The organism is Gilvimarinus sp. F26214L (assembly GCF_054401055.1).
Window position 1 is genome coordinate 54,346 of the sequence record NZ_JBTIYG010000003.1, and the last position, 17,879, is coordinate 72,224.

Consider the following 17,879-nt stretch of genomic DNA (forward strand, 5'->3'; position numbering starts at 1 on the left):
TCCGTTCGGAATCGGGTTGGACCTTTCGAAAACGCGGTGAATACGTCCGTGTAGCTCCCTCGCGGCATCCATGCCGCCAGGGTTTCGAAAGGTCCAACCCGACCGCGAACTCACATTGTGCGTGCTGAGAGGTCGTCGGCCTGCCACATCTTCACTCGGCAGTAACTGAACGTTCAGCGTTTTTTCTCGGTTTTCATTCCCACCGCACGGGTAAGCCGTACCGCGATGGGAGTTTGCGCTGACGGGGAGGGGTTTCGAGACCCTCACGGCAGGGAAGCCGTGAGGGAGCTCCAGGGATGGATTCACGCGTTCTCGAAACCCCTCCCCGTCAGTGCAAACGGATTAAGGACTCCGCCCTCCACCCACGTGACGAGCCGACGGCGATTCGGAACGCGGGTCTCAAGGTCCGAGGGTGTGAATCCGCTCGCGATCGGGTTGGACCTTTCGAAAACGCGGTGAATACTTCCATGTAGCTCCCTCGCGGCATCCATGCCGCCAGGGTTTCGAAAGGTCCAACCCGACCGCGAACTCACATTGTGCGTGCTGAGAGGTCGTCGGCCTGCCACATCTTCACTCGGCAGTAACTGAACGTTCAGCGTTTTTTCTCGGTTTTCATTCCCACCGCACGGGTAAGCCGTACCGCGATGGGAGTTTGCGCTGACGGGGAGGGGTTTCGAGACCCTCACGGCAGGGAAGCCGTGAGGGAGCTCCAGGGATGGATTCACGCGTTCTCGAAACCCCTCCCCGTCAGTGCAAACGGATTAAGGACTCCGCGCTCAGCCTCCACCTCCCGTGGCGACCCGACGGAGATTCGGAATACGGATCTCAACTTCCGAGGGTGTGAATCCGTTCGCGATCGGGTTGGACCTTTCGAAAACGCGGTGAATACTTCCATGTAGCTCCCTCGCGGCATCCATGCCGCCAGGGTTTCGAAAGGTCCAACCCGACCGCGAACTCACATTGTGCCTGCTGAGAGACCTCAACGCGGCTACATCATCACTTGGCAGCAAATTTCAGCATTTTTTTGGTTTCCATCGTTGGGTTACGGCCTGCGGCCTAACCCAACCTACGCGACGCGACAGCAAATGGAGGTTGAGTGTTTTTCAGTTTCATTTCCATTGCAAAGGTGAGCCGCACCGCGATGGGAGTTTGCGGTGGCGGGGAGGGGTTTCGAGACCCTGGCGGCATGGATGCCGCGAGGGAGCTCCAGGGATGGATTCACGCGTTCTCGAAACCCCTCCCCGCCATCGCAAAGGATTAAGAACTCCGCACCCCGGCCACAATCGCCGAGGATTGTGGTAACAGAGCAGCGAAATAAGTATGTGCACACGCTCCCGAGAAAAGGGGCAGCGGTTTGCAGCCGAGCAGTCGCTAAGGGGTCTTCATGACAGGTGTGGCGACTGACAAGTGGCACAGGCGCTCCATTTCTGCCACCCACTGCTCCATACGTTCGCGCTCCAAACCGACCAACATCGCATAGCGGCGCCCGCCCCAGACAGCCAGGTGCAATGCTTCTATGGTGGCCTCGGCAGGCAGGGCCGGCAGATCATCACAGGCCGCAAACAGTCGCTGCCACACCGTCTTCAGCTCAGTGTAAGCACGCTGCTGGTGTTTGGGCTCAGCAATGCGATTCTCCAGCCGCAGCATAGCGGGCTCGAACCAGGCCAGCCCCTCGCGCTCCAGACCCGACAACAAATGCAACAGGCGGTGCACACGTTGCTGCCAGGACAGGTCGGGCGGCGCTATGGCCTGCGCCTCAATGGCAGCAATCAGGCATTCGATACAGTGGCGCACATAACCCGAATGCAAGGCCTCCTTGCTCGGAAAATAGTCATACAGAGTGCCCACAGCAACCCCGGCTTCCAACGCGACCGCTCGGGTGGTCAGGCGCTCCCAGCCATCCCGTCGCCAAATCCGAACATAGGCTTCAAAAATGGCCTGCACGGTAAAGCGGGCGCGGGCCTGAGTTGGCCTTTTACGCGGCTTGCTGCGCGGTTGCGGGCTATCCGTAGTCATGGTTGACAAATTCCGAACCCGTCGCCGCCGGACAACGGATAAAGTAGACGGATACTTTGGAAACACAGCCGGGAGTCAAGCATGTCTGTTATCACCCAATTACAAACCAACAAATCCGCCCTCGATCAGACCCGTGTGATCGAACAACCCAGGCCAACACTGGCTGACGGCGAGGCATTGCTGCGCATCGACCGTCTGGCGGTCACCACCAACAATATCACCTATGCCTCCTTTGGTGACACGCCCCATCTGCGCTATTGGGATTTCTTCCCGACTGGCGAGAGCGGCTGGGGCCATATGCCGGCCTGGGGCTTTGCCGAAGTTATTGCAAGCACCGTTGAAGGGGTTAATCCGGGTGAACGCTATTATGGCTTCTGGCCGATTGCCAGCCATCTGGTCATGCAACCGGTGCGAGTCTCCGAACGGGGCTTCTATGACGGAACGCCACATCGGCTCGAACTCACCTCGGCGTACAACCAGTATCAGCGTGTCACCACTGACGCCGCGTACCGCGCGAAGGATGAAGACTACCAGATGCTGTTGCGCCCCCTGTTTATCACTTCCTGGATGCTGGCCGATTATCTGCAGGACAACGATTTCTTCGGCGCACAACAAATAGTGGTTTCCAGCGCCTCCAGCAAGACTGCCTACGGCACTGCTTTCGCTCTAGAAGCCTACCCCGGCTGTGAGGTAGTTGCCGTGACTTCCACCGGCAACCAGGCCTTCGTCGACAGCCTGGGTTGCTACAACCACAGTATCACCTATGAGCAACTGACCGAGCTGGATGCCAGCATCCCGACCCTTTATGTGGACTTCTCGGGCGACCGCGCGCTGCGGGAAAAGATTCATGACCACTTTGACGCCCAGTTGGTGCATGACTGCTTTGCCGGTGCAGCCCAAACCCAGGAACATCCCAGCGAGGTGGATGCTCCCGCCAAAGGCCCGGCACCAAAACCGTATTTTGCGCCCTACCAGATTCGCAAACGTAATGCAGACTGGGGCGCGGCCGAGGTAACCCGCCGTTTTAATGAGGCACAACTGGCTTTCATCCGCCGCGTCAGTGATCCGGCCAATCCCTGGATGCAGATTGAGCAGCATGACGGCTTCAATGCAGCTCAGCAGCTGGTCAGTGACCTGGTCAACGGCCGCGTAGATCCCAAACTGGGGCATGTGGTTTTGCTGGATCCCGGTGCTTGAACGCACTCATTGAAGCTTCTGGACGGAAATGGAGTTTCGAGGTTTTGAATCCGTTCGGGGTCGGGTCGCACCTTTCGAAAACGCGGTGAATACGTCCATGTAGCTCCCTCGCGGCATCCATGCCGCCAGGGTTTCGAAAGGTACGACCCGACCCCGAACTCACATTGTGCCTGCTGAGACATCGTCAACCCGCCAGGTCGGCAAGCTGCAGCAAATTGACCTTCAGTCTAGTTCCATCGTTGGGTTACGGCCTGCGGCCTAACCCAACCTACGCGACGCGACAGCAAATCGAGGGTGAGTGTTTTTCCGATTTTATTGCCACTGCGATCATGAGCTGCACCGCGATGGGAGTTTGGGCTGACGGGGAGGGGTTTCGAGACCCTCACGGCAGGGAAGCCGTGAGGGAGCTCCAGGGATGGATTCACGCGTTCTCGAAACCCCTCCCCGTCAGTGCAAACGGATTAAGGACTCCGCCTCCACCCGTGGCGACCCGACGGAACGCGGATCTCAAGGTCCGGGGTTTTGAATCCGTTCGCGATCGGGTTGGACCTTTCGAAAACGCGGTGAATACATCCGTGTAGCTCCCTCGCGGCATCCATGCCGCCAGGGTTTCGAAAGGTCCAACCCAATCCCGAACTCGCTTCGTGCCTGATCGAGGATCTCAACCAGGCACATCTTTATTCAGCGGCAACGTTCAGGTTTTTGGTTTTTAATTGTTGGGTTACGGCCTGCGGCCTAACCCAACCTACGCGAGCCAATGGCACGAGCGTTTTTAGTTTCAGTCCTACTGCAGAGGTAGGCCGCACCGCAAACGGATTAGATACTCCGCACCCCACGACATACCAGGCATAGCCAAGCTCAGCCGATTTGCGACGGGTATTGGAGAGACTTAAATAGGAGGAGAGAAATTGGAGCGGGAAACGAGACTCGAACTCGCGACCCCAACCTTGGCAAGGTTGTGCTCTACCAACTGAGCTATTCCCGCTTTAATAGAAAGGTGACCTGCATCTGCACTATAGCAACCTGCATGTCTGCCAGCCACCTAAATACTGCCAGAAGCAGTGGAAGAAGTGGCGTCCCCTAGGGGAGTCGAACCCCTGTTACCGCCGTGAAAGGGCGGTGTCCTAGGCCTCTAGACGAAGGGGACCCAGAGCTTTGACAACCCGTGGCTGCCAAAAGAGGTGCGCATTCTAAGTAGCCCGTTCACCTCTGTCAACACTTTTGCTCGTCATTTTTTCTTAGGCTAAAAACAGGTAAAACAAGCACTTAGCGGCTAGCACCTTCGCGCAAAAAGCGCAAGGCCCTGCGGCAGTTAATACCGGGCGCTACTCCTCTTCCGGCTCCAGGCGCAGGGACGCGGAGTTTACACAGTAACGCAGCCCCGTGGGCGCCGGTCCGTCCGGGAACACGTGGCCCAGATGGCAGCCGCAATTTTGGCAGTGAATTTCCGTGCGAACCATGCCGTGAGACGAATCCGTCTCCTCCGCAATCCTCTGCTCCTCCAGAGGTTCGTAGAAACTAGGCCAGCCGGAACCGGAATCGTACTTGGTCTCCGATGAGAATAGCGCCTCACCACAACAGCGACACAGGTATTGTCCCGGCGTTTTGCTGTTCACGTACTTGCCCGTAAACGCCGGCTCCGTACCTTTTTCCCGGCAAATCCGGTACTCGTCCTCGCTCAGTTTGTCGCGCCAGTAGGCGTCGTCTTTCAGCTGTTTATCTGCCATAATCTGCTCCAGTTCCTGGTGGCTGTGCACTCGCGCAGCAGGTTGCCGGGGGCGACTCTCCCCTCCCCACCATCCTACAAGTTGAAGATTATGCGCAAGCTTGAAAAGTCCCACAAGTTGGAAGGCGTCTGCTACGACATTCGTGGGCCCGTGCTCGAAAAGGCTAACCGGCTTGAAGAAGACGGCCACCGGATACTGAAGCTCAATATCGGCAATCCGGGCGCCTTCGGTTTCGATGCGCCGGACGAGATTATCGCCGATGTGATTCACAACCTGCGCGAGGCGCAGGGGTATACCCATTCAAAGGGGCTTTTCGCGGCGCGCAAGGCGATTATGCAGGAATGCCAGCGGCTGGACATTCCCGACGTGGACATTGATGACATTTATCTCGGCAACGGAGCCAGCGAGCTCATTGTCATGGCCATGCAGGCCCTGCTCAACGATGGGGAAGAGATTCTGATTCCCGCGCCGGACTACCCTTTGTGGACCGCCGCCGTCACGCTGGCGGGCGGCAAGGCGGTTCACTATCGCTGTGACGAAAGTTCGGACTGGTTCCCGGATCTGGAAGACATGGCGAGCAAGATCACGGACAAGACCCGTGGCATCGTGGTGATCAACCCGAACAATCCCACCGGCGCCGTATACAGCCAGGAAGTGCTCGAAGGTATCGTGGAGCTGGCGCGCGAGCACGATCTGATCCTTTATTCAGACGAAATGTACAGCAAGATTCTGTACGACGACGCGGAGTTTGTACCCATGGCTCGCCTGGCGCCGGACGTGCTGTGCATCAGTTTCAATGGCCTTTCGAAGGCCTATCGCCTGGCGGGCTTCCGCTCCGGCTGGATGATTATCACCGGGGCTAAGCAGCACGCCAAAGGCTACATCGAGGGTCTGGAAATGCTGGCCTCGATGCGGCTGTGTGCCAACGCACCGGCCATGTTCGCGGTGCAGACGGCTCTGGGCGGCTACCAGAGCGTCAACGAGCTGATCGTTCCCGGTGGGCGCCTCTACGAACAGCGCAATCTGGCGGTGGAAAAGATTCGAGACATTCCGGGCGTCAGCTGCGTGACGCCGAAGGGCGCCATGTACTTGTTTCCGAAGATCGATCTGGACATGCACAAGATCCATGACGACGAGCAGATGGTGGCGGATTTTCTGGTTCAGGAGCGGGTGTTGCTGGTTCAGGGCAGCGGCTTCAACTGGCCGGAACCCGATCACTTTCGGATTGTGTTCCTCCCACGGGTGGACGAACTTGGCCCGGCGATTGAGCGGTTCGGGGAATTTCTCCAGCGCTACCGGCAGTAGCCGGCTCAGCTAGTCTTCCAGCATGAAACCTAGCGCCCGCAGCTGAGCGGCCAGCTGCAGGCGCCGCTGGGGGTTGGCTTCCTCCAGTTCCACGCGAAAATTGGAGAATTCCCGCCGAATGGGATAGTTCCTGCGCAGCCGGTCGAAGGCTGCGCGCGGGTCCGTTCCTTCCTGCAGGGCCTGTGCAAAGCGCCGATGATCTTCGCGCATGTCGTAGGCGGTCAAAACGGCGCTGCGCAGAGCCTCCAGGGGGCTCGCCGGGGCGAGACGGATCGGCTCCGGCGCGGGGAACGGGTCCAGTTCGTGATAGGTCTTTTCCGCCGGTCGGTGCAGAAGTTCACATACCTTCCTGTAAATGATTTCCGTGCCCTTCGCCTTGCCGTCGTAGCTGTGGCCGGCAATGTGAGGTGTGCCCAAGGTCACCCGATCGAAAAGCGCCCTGTCCACCTCCGGTTCCGACTCCCATACATCCAGCACCACCTTCAAGTCCCTGCGGGATTCCAGCAGTTCCAGCAGTGCCTTATTGTCCACCACTCCGCCGCGGCCGGCGCTGATCAGGGTTGCTCCGGTTGGCAGGCGCTCAAGCTGTTTCGCGCCCAACAAATGAAGACTGGGGTGGGGACCGCTGCGAGTCAGGGGCGCATGGATGCAGATCACGTCAGATTCCAGCACCTCGTCCAGGCCGGTCAGGCCCGGTTGCGCCGAAGGGGAGAGAAAGGGATCGAAGCAGCGGCATTCCACCCCGAGGGCGGTCAGGCGGCGAAACAGTCCGCCGCCAACCTGGCCGCAGCCGATAATGCCCACTCGAACATTGAGGGAATCCACGCCCAGAGCGGCCAGGGCGCTGAATACATAATCCCCTACTGCCGCTGCATTGCAGCCTGGCGCCCCGCTCCAGCGAATGCCCAGCCGATCCAGGCAGGACACATCCAGGTGATCGATTCCGGCAGTACAGGTGCCTACGAACCGCAGCGCGCTGTTTTCCAGGAGGGTCGGGCCAATGGGGACCACGGAGCGCACCACCAGAATGTCTGCGTCCCGGGTATGTTTCGGCGACAGAGTCCGTGGCGGCACCGTGTATACCTCGCCCATAGAGTCGAAGAACTCGTGGATCAAAGGAATGTTTTCGTCAGCGACAATTTTCATGTGAGCGCTCCGTTGCGTGCGGGCAGCAGCACCTTTTCGAAGCGCGAAAGCAAGCGCGGAAAGCCCATTCGCTCGCAGAAATCCGCCGCCAGGTCCAGGCTCCCCCGCCGGCGGTTCCAGTTCAAATCGTTCACCCCGCAGTCCAGGGGTACAGTGTCCACGATCCTGGCCAGTTGGCGCGCCACGGCCACCTGCTCCCGATAGTCGCGCAATTTGGCGGCCAGATTTTTGGCTCCGCGGATGGGCAGTTGGTGGAGTTCATCGATTTTCTCATACAGCGTATCGATGCAGTTGTGAGCGCCGAGCAGAGCCCGGGCCGTCTTGGGGCCCAGGCCCGGGACTCCCGGGATGTCGTCAATGCTGTCGCCCACCAGGGCCAGGTAGTCCACCAGTTGCTGCGGGTGGACCCCAAATTTGCGGTGAATACAGCCCGGGTAGAACCGTTCGTTGCGGCTGTAATCCCAGAGGTGGTCCTGCTCCCGCACCAGAAGCTGACCGAGATCCTTGTCGCGGGTGAGAATGGCGATGGGCGTGGCGCTGCGCCGCAATTTCCGGCCCAGTGTACCCAGCAGGTCGTCGGCCTCGTACTCCCGACTGCCGAAACTCGCAATGCCCAGCAGTTCAGTCACCTCCCGGCACGCCTGGAGCTGGAACAGCAGATCATCGTCCGGATGGGCCCGACTGGACTTGTAATCAGGGTAGATGCTGTTGCGAAAACAGCTGCCGAGGCTCTCGTCGAAACAGGCGGCGATGCGCGAGGGCTGCTCTGCCTCCAGCAGACGCAGCAGGAAGGTGGTGTAGCCGTACACAGCGCCCGTGGGCTGACCGCAGTCACTGAACCAGTTGTCAGGCAGCGAAAAATAGTACTGAAAGATATAGATGGAGGCGTCGATCAGCAGGTTTGCCGGGGCGTTCGGAGCAGAAGCGGTCACCGCAGGTCCTCCAGGCGATAGGCGTCGGGAGCGAAGGCGCCCGAAGACCGGAAGTGGTCGGCCAGTGCCCGGGCGAAACGGGCGGCCCGGCCCGGTAGGGCCCCACCCGCGTACCGGCGCGCCTGCTGCCAGACCGCGCGTTGGAAGGTGTCACTGGGTCCGGCACTGCCGTCCAGATTGTCCGCGCTCAGCCGGAAAGGGTAAGCCGCGGCCCGCGAAAAAACCCACTCCAGAGCCTGGGGCTTCACCTCGACCTGCTCGAAGGCGCGCTGCTGCTGGGCGTCGCGGCCATCCGGCGAGTACCAGTAGCCATAATCGAGCTGTTTGCGTCGCTCAGGCCCGGCAATGCACCAGTGCGCCACCTCATGCAGGGCGCTTGCAAAATAATCGCGGGTAAAAATGATGTAATTCCAGCCGTCCGAGCTCTCCGCCGGCCGGTACAGGGGCTCCCGGGCGCCGCCCTCCAGACGCACCCGGTGGGATTCGGCAAATAATTGGTTGAAAATCCGCACCAGCGTGTCTGCCTGGTGACATTTGATGGACTGCACAGAGATCATAGATTGAGCAAAACCAGAAAGGCCAAGGTGGTCAGGAGCGCCCGTTTTCAAGCAATCGAAATATTCCCCGCCGAGCTGAGAAGTTTATGTCCCGCGTTGTCCAAACCACGGATTCGAGGGGCTGTAGAGCCGACCGGAGGGGGGTCTCGATTCGTTCAGAGCAGCGTGCTGGACGGCGCAAAATTCGTCAACAAGTGATTGTGCTTTTCAATTCCAGCATATACCTTATGTGGTGATGGTCCCCGACATCACATGCTCTGAATTTCAGCAGCATTTCTCCAGAGCCTTTTTAAGGAGGTGGTATTATGAAGACCTCAACCAATGGCGGCAACATGGACAACGTCGTCGATCTGTTTACGGGGAAACCCTACTCCTCCCTTGCGGACACCCGCTTTATCCGACTGGCTCCCGAGCTCGATGGCCTGGAGATGCTGTACTCCAACGAGGCTAATCCCGAGAAACTGTTCAGCCTTAAGATTCTTTGCTGGGGCCTGCGCGCCGATGGTGAAGTGGTGGGCCTGGTGCCCTGGCTGGACGACATCGTAGCCTGTACGGACATCCGCGATCCGCTCAATGGCAAATGGGAAGGCTACTTCGACCCGGGTATCGACGAAGTCTTCTACGAAGCACCCATTCACAAGATTGTCGAGCTTGAGACCGCTGCGGACTATTACGAGCTGATCTGCGAAGACGAATCGGACATCGTGCAGGAGGTTCCGGACACCATCGGCACTCATGCGGTGTTCTCCGACAACGGCTTCCGTAGCCTGGCACTGACCGAAATTGTGAGCTGGCGTTTGCACCACGATGGCAGCATCTGCGGCCTCGCAGCGGATGAAGCCCAGGTGAAGAGCACCCCGGTATTGCCGGGCGATGAGTGCCTGTACCCGGTGCAGTCGCGCAAAGGTTTCCGTTACTACTTCCAGCACCACATTGCCAACCGCTTGAAGGCCGAGGATCCGGAAGCTCTGGCCGCGATTTCCATGCTGGTGGAAGATTCCTACTGAACGCCTGAAGAATATGGGCTTGTGCTTTTTGCCCTCTTCACCCTTGAGGCCGAGCGGGTCTGACGGCCTGCCCGGTGCTGGCCTCCCGAGCAATACGGCTCACGCTTTGCGAATGTAGTACAGGTAGCTTTCGTCTTGCTGCTCCTGGGACAGGAGTTCGTGACCGAGAAAGCCGCAGAACTTGGGGACGTCGCGCGTGGTGGACGGGTCGGTGGCGATCAGCTTGACCACCTCTCCGCTCGCCACATCCCGGACCGCATTATGCAAGAGCATGAGCGGCTCCGGACACAGCAGACCGGTGGTGTCGAGGATTTTGGCGGGTTCGTAACTCATGGGCGGGAATTGTCGCCCATCTTCAGGAATCTGGCAAAACAATCAGGCCTCTGCACTACTGAGCAGGGCCACCTCGTGCCGGGGCAGCAGGTTGATGGATTCGGTGGTGTAATCGAAGACGATCACCACCTCTCCATTCTTGATTTGGCTGCGAAGCTGCCGCACTTTGGTGTCAAAACTCATCTCAACCGCACCGTAGTCGGTGCCTTCCCTGACAATGAAAGATTCAATCAGCGAGTCCAGCGTCTCGGACGCCAGTCGTTCGTGGGGGATAATCATAAATGGAACTCACTTGCGGGGTGGCGAAATCCGCGCACCTGGATCTTTGCACTTCAAATCTGGGCACCTGCACCAAAATCCTGTGCCCGCAATCTGTACAATTATTCGCCTTCACCGGGGAGACTGCCAAAATCCGCTGGTGTGATCAAGTCATACGCTGCCATTTGTTTTCTGAGCAGCGAACGTTCAAAGACCCTCTAAACATCCACGAACTGGCCCAGCCAGGCACCCACGCCATAGGCCAGGAGCGCGGCGACACCACCCACCAGCAGAGTCTCAAGCCCCGAGCGCCAGGCGCTTACTTTGACAAACTGCCCTTTCAGGGCGCCCACCATGAAAAAGGCAAGCATAGTGATCACCGAACTGAACAGAAAGGGTGATTCGATACTACCCGGGAACCCCCAGTTGAACAGAAACGGTAGCAACGGCAAGGCTCCCACCAGAGCGAAGGCAACGAAAGTCGCGAGCGCCGCCATGCCGGCCCGGCTGGGCTCCAGGCTCAGGCCATGCTCTTCCTTGAGCATGGTGTCCACCCACTGCTGTTCGTCGCTGGTAATCACCGCTACCACTTCTTCGAGTTGATCACCGGAAAATCCCTTACGGGCATAAATCTGCCGGATTTCCTCGCGCTCCCCCTCCGGGTGTAACTGAATCTCAATCCGCTCTTCTTCACGCAGGTTTTCCAGGTGTTCGTTGTCCGCCTGGGTGCCGAGAAAATTGCTGATGGCCATGCTGAAGCCATCCGCAAGGATGTTCGCCAGGCCAAGCACAATGATGATTCCGCTGGCCATACCGGCGCCGGCGACACCGGAAACTACCGCGAACGTTGTCACCGCGCCGTCGATTGCTCCGTAAACGAAATCCTTTACGTAAATCCGGTCGGGACCGGCCGCCAGGCGTCGGCGGATGGCTTCCGGGCTGTGGCTATGGTGCCAATGGCCCTGCGTCTTCCTTTTGATCATGGGTTCTCCAATCGTTGAAAGCGGATTTGGGCCCGTGGCAACCCCCGTGGCAGCGGGTTGGTCGGCATCCGGTTCTCCCGAATCCTACTGAAATCCTGCAACACGTCCAGCGCCGGCCGCCCATTTGATAGAATAGTCGACCGTGCCGTTTGAGCACGGCCCTTTCACCCTATCATCTGCCGTATCCATGAACGTTGTTCTCTATCAGCCAGAAATCCCTCCGAACACCGGCAACCTTATTCGGCTGGCCGCCAATTGCGGCTGCGGCCTGCACTTGATCGAACCCCTTGGCTTTGCACTGGACGATAAAAGGCTGCGGCGCGCCGGCCTGGACTACGGGGAGTGGCGGGATATCGTGGTTCATGAAAGCTGGCAGGACTTTCTCGCCCAGGCACAGCCGGGGCGGCTGCTCGCAGTATCCACCAAGGGAACGCGCCGCTATGACCAGGCGCGCTTCGTGTCGGACGATTGGCTGGTCTTCGGGCCCGAGACCCGGGGCCTGCCACGAGATATCCTCGAGAGCCTGCCCCCCGAGCAGGTACTGCGAATCCCGATGCTGCCGGGCAGCCGGAGCATGAATCTGTCCAACGCGGCGGCGGTCATTGTTTACGAAGCCTGGCGGCAGCTCGGCTTTCCCGGCGCGGGCGAGCAGCCTGTTTAATCCTCGAACTGAAGGTCATTATGCGCATCGGATTGTTTTACGGCAGTTCAACCTGCTACACGGAGATTGCAGCGGAAAAGATTCGCGATTATCTGGCGGAAAAGAACGCCCAGGTGGAGCTGCACGACGTGGGCCAGGAGCCGGTCGCGGGCATGGCCGATTACCCACTCCTGATTCTCGGCATCCCCACCTGGGACTACGGTGAGTTGCAGGAAGACTGGGAGAGTGTCTGGACGGAGCTGAGCGAGCTGGACCTTCGCCACAAGAAGGTGGCCCTGTACGGCTGCGGGGACCAGATTGGCTACCCCGAGTGGTTTCAGGATGCTCTGGGTTATCTGCACGATCAGGTGCTGGAACAGGGTGCGACCCTCTGCGGCTATTGGCCCTCCGCCGGATACGAGTTCAGCAGCTCCATGGCCCTGAGCGACGACGGCAGCTATTTCGTGGGCCTCGCGCTGGATGAAGAGAATGAGTTCGAGCTCTCCGACGAACGCATTCAGCGCTGGTGCGATCAGGTACTGGACGAATTCTCGAATCCGGCCTGAATGCCTTATTGCCAGGCGGGCCATTGGCGAGCGCTCTGGCGAACAATCCGGTCCAGAGCTTCGTCCTTGGTCCGTTTGGATGGTCTGAGAAAAGTCCGCAACCACAATCATTTCAGTAAACAGGCCCTCGATGTCCACACCCCTCAATCCGCCACCCGCCGAGCTTGACTGGAGTGACGACGGTCAGCCGGTTTCCACCCAGCACGACGATGTCTACTTCTCCCGCCACAATGGTCTTGAGGAAACCCGCTATGTGTTCCTGCAACAGAATCGTCTTCAGGAGCGCTGGCAGGAGGAACCCTCACGCTCTACCTTCTTTATTGGCGAGACCGGGTTTGGCAGTGGCCTGAATTTTCTCGCCGCCTGGCAGCTCTGGGAGCAATGCGCACCCCCAGATCGGCAACTCCACTTTGTGTCGGTGGAAAACCAGCCCCTGCTGCGGCGGGACCTGGCGCGAGCCCTAGCCATGTGGCCCGAGCTGGCTCAGTATCGGACGCGATTGCTGGAGCTCTACCCGGAGCGCCTCCTGACCGGCTTTCACCCCTTCAGTTTTTCCGGGGGCCGGGTGAAGCTCACGTTAATCGTTGCGGATGCCGCAAACGGCTTGCAGCAGTTGTTGGCCAGTGACCATCCACTCCACCGCAAACCCTTTCACAGGGGTATGGACGCCTGGTTCCTGGACGGATTTGCCCCCGCCCGCAATCCCCGTATGTGGACGCCTGAACTGTTCGAAGCGCTCGCATCCCTGAGCCATTCCGAAACCAGCCTTGCCACCTTTACAGCGGCGGGGGTAGTCAGGCGAGGCCTGGCGGAAGCCGGTTTTCAGGTGGAGAAACGACCGGGCTTCGGCCATAAACGGGAGATGATCGCCGCTCGCTTCACGGGGCGGCCGCAACCGGACCCGGCCGACTTTCCCACTGAGTGCAGGAAATCCCCCTACCCGGCCCCGTGGCACGTGAGCCCGCGGCGCACGTCGGAGGCACGGGCGGCCGTCATTGGCGCCGGCCTGGCGGGCAGTCACACGGCTCGGGCGCTTGCAGACCGGGGATGGGAGGTAACAGTCTTTGAAAGCTCCCGAGAGGTGGCCACCGGCGCCTCGGGCAATGCTCAAGGCGTGGTGTACGGCAAGTTGTCCACGGATCGGGATGGCCTCGCCCTGTTCAATCTGGCCAGCCTGTTGTTCGCCCAGCGTTTTTACTCGAATTATTGGCGAGAAGCACACGACCCTGCATTCGGCGAGCAGTGCGGACTGCTACAACTTGCCTATAACGAGCGCCAGACACGGATTCAGGGCGGGCTGCGCCGGGTCTTTGCAGATAGCGACGATTTTCTGTGCTTCCTCAGCCCCCGTGAAGCCAGCGAAAAGGCTGGCGTCGCGCTGGATCATTCGGCCCTGTTTTTCCCGTACCTGGGTTGGTTGAGCCCTCCCCTTCTGTGTCGAGAACTGGTGGACCATCCGCGCGTTGCCGTGTACTTCGGCCAGCAAGTGGAGCGGCTGCACCGGGAGGACTCCGGCTGGCGCCTGCAGAGCGCGTGCGGTGAAGACCTGGGACAGTTCCCCAACGTGGTAATCGCCAATGCCCATAACGCGCGGCACCTGCCCCCGATGGCCCATCTGCCCCTCAAACCCATTCGCGGCCAGGTCAGTTGTTTTGACGGCGAAGCCTTGCCGGTCAGAACAGTGCTGTGCGGCGAGGGCTACCTTGCACCCGCCATGCGCGACGAACAGCGGACCTTGCAATCGTTCGGCGCCACCTTCACGTTGCGCGAAACCCGCGCGGATGTCCTGACAGCAGACCACGAAAAAAACCTGGCCACGCTGACCACCTCCCTGCCCCGATTCGCCGACACTTTGAGGGCCATCGATCCGGCGACACTGACCGGGCGCACCGGTTTTCGATGCACCACACCCGACTACCTCCCCCTGGTCGGCCCCGCTCCCGATTTTGCCGCCTTTGCGGAGCGCTACCGGGCACTGCGCCACAACGCCCGCGCCGGCATTGTGGACAGTGGCGCATATTATCCGGGCCTCTACCTGAACGTGGGGCACGGGTCTCGCGGCCTCGCCTACACCCCCCTTGCCGCCGCCACGCTGGCCGCACAGATGAGCGGCGACCTGCTGCCCCTGTCGCGCGACCTGGCTACGGCACTCAATCCGGCGCGGTTCATTATCCGGGATTTGATTCGCAATCGGCTCGCGCCATAATGAACCTCATTCCCACCGGACGACGCTGATCATGACGAGATCCATACTTTTTACCGGAGTACTGCTACGGGCGCTGCCAATTGTTTTGTTGAGCGTTGGTGCGTTGGCGCAGGATATGAAAGTAAAGGAGTACGGCTATCAAACGCTGGACCGTGAGCCCCACGACGCACAAATTTTTACCCAGGGCTTCACCATCGACGAGGATTATTTCTTCGAGAGCAGCGGTCATTACGGTCGGTCATTCCTGGTGCGCTATTCACGATCGGGCGAACACCGACAGAAGCAGGATATTCCACGGGACATTTTTGCCGAGGGAATTACCGTGCTCGATGACCGCCTTTACCTCCTGAGTTGGAAAGCCGGCAAAGCCTGGGCGCTGAGCAAACACACACTCGAAGTCGAGGACGAATACCGGTACAGCGGCGAAGGCTGGGGCTTGACCCACAACGGCACGCACTTGATTCTCAGTGACGGCAGCGATCTGCTGCGCTACTACGACACGGAGTTCAAGTTGCAGAAGACTCTGCCGGTCCGGGTTGGCGACAAACCGCTGCCCCGGCTCAACGAACTGGAATACCACGAAGGCGTCATCTGGGCCAATGTCTGGTACGACGACCGGATCTACAGCATCGATGCGTCCAGTGGCAGGGTGCGGGGTTTCGTGGATTTGCAGCCCTTGAGAGAGGAAGCCGCACTGCGCTCCAGCGAAAGCGTTGTCAACGGAATCGCGTACGACCCGGTCCATGACGGTTTCTGGGTTACGGGAAAGTATTGGCGCTATCGTTATCTGATCAGGTTGAATCCGCCGGACTGAGGCGGGATCCCCAATGCGCTTTCAGTGCACACAACGCCCTCTCGCGGCCTGCACTGTATAACACCAGCCGTCCGAGGGTCAGGGCGCCGACGTGCGCGCAGCGTACCCCGCCCAGACTTCAACGCGGCGGTTTCGGGTCCTGCCCGCCGCGTCGTTACCCGCCACGGGCAAATCGGCACCAAGGCCGAGAACCGGTTCGGTAGGCACCCCCAGCTTGAACAGCTCCGACTTCACCGCGCTTGCGCGCAGCTTGGACAGAATAACGGCTCGGCGCTCACTTTGTCGGCGATCTCCGAAGCCGACCAGGAACAACCGCTTGTCCGCGTTTTCATCCCGTCTCATGTAGGACACGATGCGTTGGATATCGCGCTTCGCCTTGTTATCCAACTGCGCGCTGTCCTCGGCAAAGCGCAGATTGACCGAAAGCCGCTCGGCGCCGTTCGCGAGTTCCAGGTATTCGGGCGGTCCGCTGAGGCCGCCAGTGACCGGCGTGCTGATCAGGTTCTGGGAAACAAAACCGCTCTCCTCCACGATTTTCTGGCCGCGGTCGCTCTGCACATAAGCGAGGAAATCCTCCAGGTGCTGTGACCGTCCCGCCGCGTACAGATAAAGGCGGCGAGACAGGAGGTAGTCTTCCGTGGCCACAACGACACGCTCTGGTGTGAGCGGCGACGTCCCCGCGTGGGAAATCGCCAGGCTCCTGGTCTGACGAACCGACGCCAGGCCGACAAAGCCGATGCCGCGCCGATCCGCCGCGACCAGGTCGGAAAGTTCATCATTGGATTCGAAGCGGCGGGCCGCGGTGGACAGCTTCTGATCACCCAGCACCAGGCTTCTGAAAGTGTCCCAGGTACCGGAATTCTCATCCCGGGCGTACAGGTTGATGGCCCCGGGCTCCGCCCCCAACTCGCTCCAGTCCTTCACGGCCCCCGAGAACACTCTGGCCAGTTGGTCGATGGTGAGGGCAGTTATCGGGTTCTCGTGATGGACAATGACTGCCAGACCGTCAATGGCAATCACGTGCTCGCTCTCAAAGCTTTGCATGTTGGCCAGACGCGCGAGTCGGGCGACCTCGGCGGGCTTTATTCTCCGGGACGACATGGCGAGCTCCGCGTTGCCGGCCTCCAAGGCTGCAAAGCCTGTGCTGGAGCCATGTGCGGCTACGGCCACATGAACCGTGCGCTCTCCGTCGAAGGCCTGAACCCGGTATTCATTGAACACCGGCTCCGCCCGGCTGACCACATCCCGGGCGCCCCGTGCCTGGAACCAGTCGAGCAACAGCTGCTTCATAAGGTTCGCGCCCACCGTGTTGGAACCCTGCACGGTGAAAAGCGGCACCTGGGTTTGCGCGAATTGGAAGTGTGCGGATGGGAGCTCGTCCCCTCCCGGTTGTGCCGAAAGCCCCCTCGGAATGAACCCGCAGACACACAAGAATAACAACAAGAGTCCGCGCCCGGATGCGATGTTTCGCCATACCATCAGAAATCTCCCTTTCCCGGCGAAACATTCGCCGATGCGACTATCGCGGCGCATTGTACAGAGTAAATTTCCTGTTAATGTTACAGTTGTATGGCAGTTGTTCCCGAACCATTCGCGAGCCTCTCGCGTTCCGACGGGATGAGCGACAACACTCATGAGTTGTCTTTCATCAACCGAAAGAGCCGCTACCCGCCCGCGTTACCCACGAGGAGTTCTCTCATGTCTGATCAGGGTTTTTCCATCAACCTGCGCCTTGTAGAAGGCTATCTGTTCCAGATCGATTTTGGTGACTTCGGCAATTTCATGGTTGACGAGCCCGAGCCCCTGGGAAAAGGGGAAGGTCCGAATGCCGAGCGCATGCTCGCCGCAGCGGTGGCCAACTGCCTTTGTGCCAGCCTGCTGTTTGCCGTTCGCAAGTTCAAAGGCGAGCCGGGTGAGCTCAGCGCCACCATAAGCGGTTCAACGGAACGGGTGGATAAGCGATTGAGGATCGCAGGAATGGAAGTGACCATCACACTGGGCAACACGGCCGCCGAGCTGCCGCATCTGGATCGAGCGTTGGATCAGTTCGAGGACTTCTGCGTGGTCACCCAGAGTGTGCGCCGGGGAATTCCGGTAAAGGTGTCCGTAATCGATGGTGAAGGCACGGTGGTCAAGGAACATTGACCGAAGCGACCCCGCCGCAGTTGCTTCAATCGGGAACTTGATTAAAG

17 protein-coding genes and 2 tRNA genes are annotated in these 17,879 nt (G+C 59.6%); 8 read left to right on the forward strand and 11 right to left on the reverse strand.

The features are described from left to right. Positions 1-1,371: 1,371 nt before the first annotated feature. Entirely contained in the window at positions 1,372-2,016 is a 645-nt protein-coding gene (locus ACURWW_RS04165) for a TetR/AcrR family transcriptional regulator (RefSeq protein ID WP_445618212.1), read from the reverse strand. 81 nt (positions 2,017-2,097) lie between these two features. On the opposite strand from ACURWW_RS04165, the gene ACURWW_RS04170 reads away from it, so the two are divergent. Further along, positions 2,098-3,213 carry a DUF2855 family protein gene (locus tag ACURWW_RS04170; RefSeq protein ID WP_445618213.1) on the forward strand — a complete coding sequence of 372 codons (1,116 nt, stop codon included), beginning with the start codon at positions 2,098-2,100 and terminating at the stop codon, positions 3,211-3,213. Positions 3,214-4,122: 909 nt separating this feature from the next. On the opposite strand, the gene ACURWW_RS04175 is transcribed toward ACURWW_RS04170, so the two are convergent. From ACURWW_RS04175 to msrB, 3 genes are all read right to left on the reverse strand, one after another. Continuing rightward, a tRNA-Gly gene (locus ACURWW_RS04175) sits at positions 4,123-4,198 on the reverse strand. 86 nt (positions 4,199-4,284) lie between these two features. Further along, positions 4,285-4,360 (reverse strand) — tRNA-Glu (locus tag ACURWW_RS04180). A 178-nt stretch (positions 4,361-4,538) separates the two neighbouring features. Next, positions 4,539-4,940 carry a peptide-methionine (R)-S-oxide reductase MsrB gene (msrB, locus tag ACURWW_RS04185; protein WP_445618214.1) on the reverse strand — a complete coding sequence of 134 codons (402 nt, stop codon included), beginning with the start codon at positions 4,938-4,940 and terminating at the stop codon, positions 4,539-4,541. Positions 4,941-5,030: 90 nt separating this feature from the next. Here msrB and ACURWW_RS04190 point away from each other — a divergent pair, with 90 nt between their 5' ends. Then, positions 5,031-6,245, forward strand: coding sequence for a pyridoxal phosphate-dependent aminotransferase (locus tag ACURWW_RS04190; RefSeq protein ID WP_445618215.1), 1,215 nt, complete (start codon positions 5,031-5,033; stop codon positions 6,243-6,245). 9 nt (positions 6,246-6,254) lie between these two features. Here the strand turns inward: ACURWW_RS04190 and ACURWW_RS04195 are convergent, their stop codons facing one another. Genes ACURWW_RS04195 through ACURWW_RS04205 form a run of 3 tightly spaced genes read right to left on the reverse strand, consistent with a single transcriptional unit; the run spans position 6,255 to position 8,880 of the window. Next, on the reverse strand, positions 6,255-7,391 hold the full coding sequence (locus tag ACURWW_RS04195) for a 4-phosphoerythronate dehydrogenase (RefSeq protein ID WP_445618216.1): 1,137 nt from the start codon (positions 7,389-7,391) through the stop codon (positions 6,255-6,257). Next, complete coding sequence (locus ACURWW_RS04200) at positions 7,388-8,323, reverse strand: 5'-3' exonuclease (protein WP_445618217.1); 936 nt, start codon at positions 8,321-8,323, stop codon at positions 7,388-7,390. The genes ACURWW_RS04195 and ACURWW_RS04200 overlap by 4 nt, the downstream gene beginning before the upstream one ends. Then, complete coding sequence (locus ACURWW_RS04205; protein ID WP_445618218.1) at positions 8,320-8,880, reverse strand: elongation factor P hydroxylase; 561 nt, start codon at positions 8,878-8,880, stop codon at positions 8,320-8,322. Before ACURWW_RS04205 ends, ACURWW_RS04200 begins: the two co-directional genes overlap by 4 nt. Positions 8,881-9,185: 305 nt before the next feature. On the opposite strand from ACURWW_RS04205, the gene ACURWW_RS04210 reads away from it, so the two are divergent. After that, a complete protein-coding gene (locus ACURWW_RS04210; RefSeq protein WP_445618219.1) occupies positions 9,186-9,887 on the forward strand; it encodes a hypothetical protein in 702 nt (233 codons plus the stop codon). A 99-nt stretch (positions 9,888-9,986) separates the two neighbouring features. On the opposite strand, the gene tusA is transcribed toward ACURWW_RS04210, so the two are convergent. The 3 genes from tusA to ACURWW_RS04225 form a co-directional block, all read right to left on the reverse strand. After that, positions 9,987-10,220 (reverse strand): sulfurtransferase TusA, encoded by a 234-nt coding sequence (gene tusA / locus ACURWW_RS04215; protein WP_445618220.1) that lies wholly within the window; start codon positions 10,218-10,220, stop codon positions 9,987-9,989. Between the two features lie 42 nt (positions 10,221-10,262). Continuing rightward, positions 10,263-10,499: a YheU family protein gene (locus tag ACURWW_RS04220; RefSeq protein ID WP_445618221.1), complete on the reverse strand. Its 237-nt coding sequence runs from the start codon at positions 10,497-10,499 to the stop codon at positions 10,263-10,265. Between the two features lie 197 nt (positions 10,500-10,696). Beyond that, complete coding sequence (locus tag ACURWW_RS04225) at positions 10,697-11,461, reverse strand: VIT1/CCC1 transporter family protein (RefSeq protein ID WP_445618222.1); 765 nt, start codon at positions 11,459-11,461, stop codon at positions 10,697-10,699. Positions 11,462-11,648: 187 nt separating this feature from the next. On the opposite strand from ACURWW_RS04225, the gene trmL reads away from it, so the two are divergent. The 4 genes from trmL (at position 11,649) to ACURWW_RS04245 (ending at position 15,687) form a co-directional block, all read left to right on the forward strand. After that, positions 11,649-12,122: a tRNA (uridine(34)/cytosine(34)/5-carboxymethylaminomethyluridine(34)-2'-O)-methyltransferase TrmL gene (gene trmL, locus ACURWW_RS04230; RefSeq protein WP_445618223.1), complete on the forward strand. Its 474-nt coding sequence runs from the start codon at positions 11,649-11,651 to the stop codon at positions 12,120-12,122. Between the two features lie 20 nt (positions 12,123-12,142). Beyond that, positions 12,143-12,667, forward strand: a complete 525-nt coding sequence (fldB, locus tag ACURWW_RS04235; protein ID WP_445618224.1) for a flavodoxin FldB — start codon at positions 12,143-12,145, stop codon at positions 12,665-12,667. 130 nt (positions 12,668-12,797) lie between these two features. Next, positions 12,798-14,873: a bifunctional tRNA (5-methylaminomethyl-2-thiouridine)(34)-methyltransferase MnmD/FAD-dependent 5-carboxymethylaminomethyl-2-thiouridine(34) oxidoreductase MnmC gene (gene mnmC, locus ACURWW_RS04240; protein WP_445618225.1), complete on the forward strand. Its 2,076-nt coding sequence runs from the start codon at positions 12,798-12,800 to the stop codon at positions 14,871-14,873. 31 nt (positions 14,874-14,904) lie between these two features. Next, positions 14,905-15,687: a glutaminyl-peptide cyclotransferase gene (locus tag ACURWW_RS04245; protein ID WP_445618226.1), complete on the forward strand. Its 783-nt coding sequence runs from the start codon at positions 14,905-14,907 to the stop codon at positions 15,685-15,687. Positions 15,688-15,765: 78 nt separating this feature from the next. On the opposite strand, the gene ACURWW_RS04250 is transcribed toward ACURWW_RS04245, so the two are convergent. Continuing rightward, entirely contained in the window at positions 15,766-16,977 is a 1,212-nt protein-coding gene (locus ACURWW_RS04250) for a substrate-binding domain-containing protein (protein ID WP_445618227.1), read from the reverse strand. A gap of 408 nt (positions 16,978-17,385) precedes the next feature. Here ACURWW_RS04250 and ACURWW_RS04255 point away from each other — a divergent pair, with 408 nt between their 5' ends. After that, positions 17,386-17,832: an OsmC family protein gene (locus tag ACURWW_RS04255; RefSeq protein ID WP_445618228.1), complete on the forward strand. Its 447-nt coding sequence runs from the start codon at positions 17,386-17,388 to the stop codon at positions 17,830-17,832. Positions 17,833-17,879 lie beyond the last annotated feature (47 nt).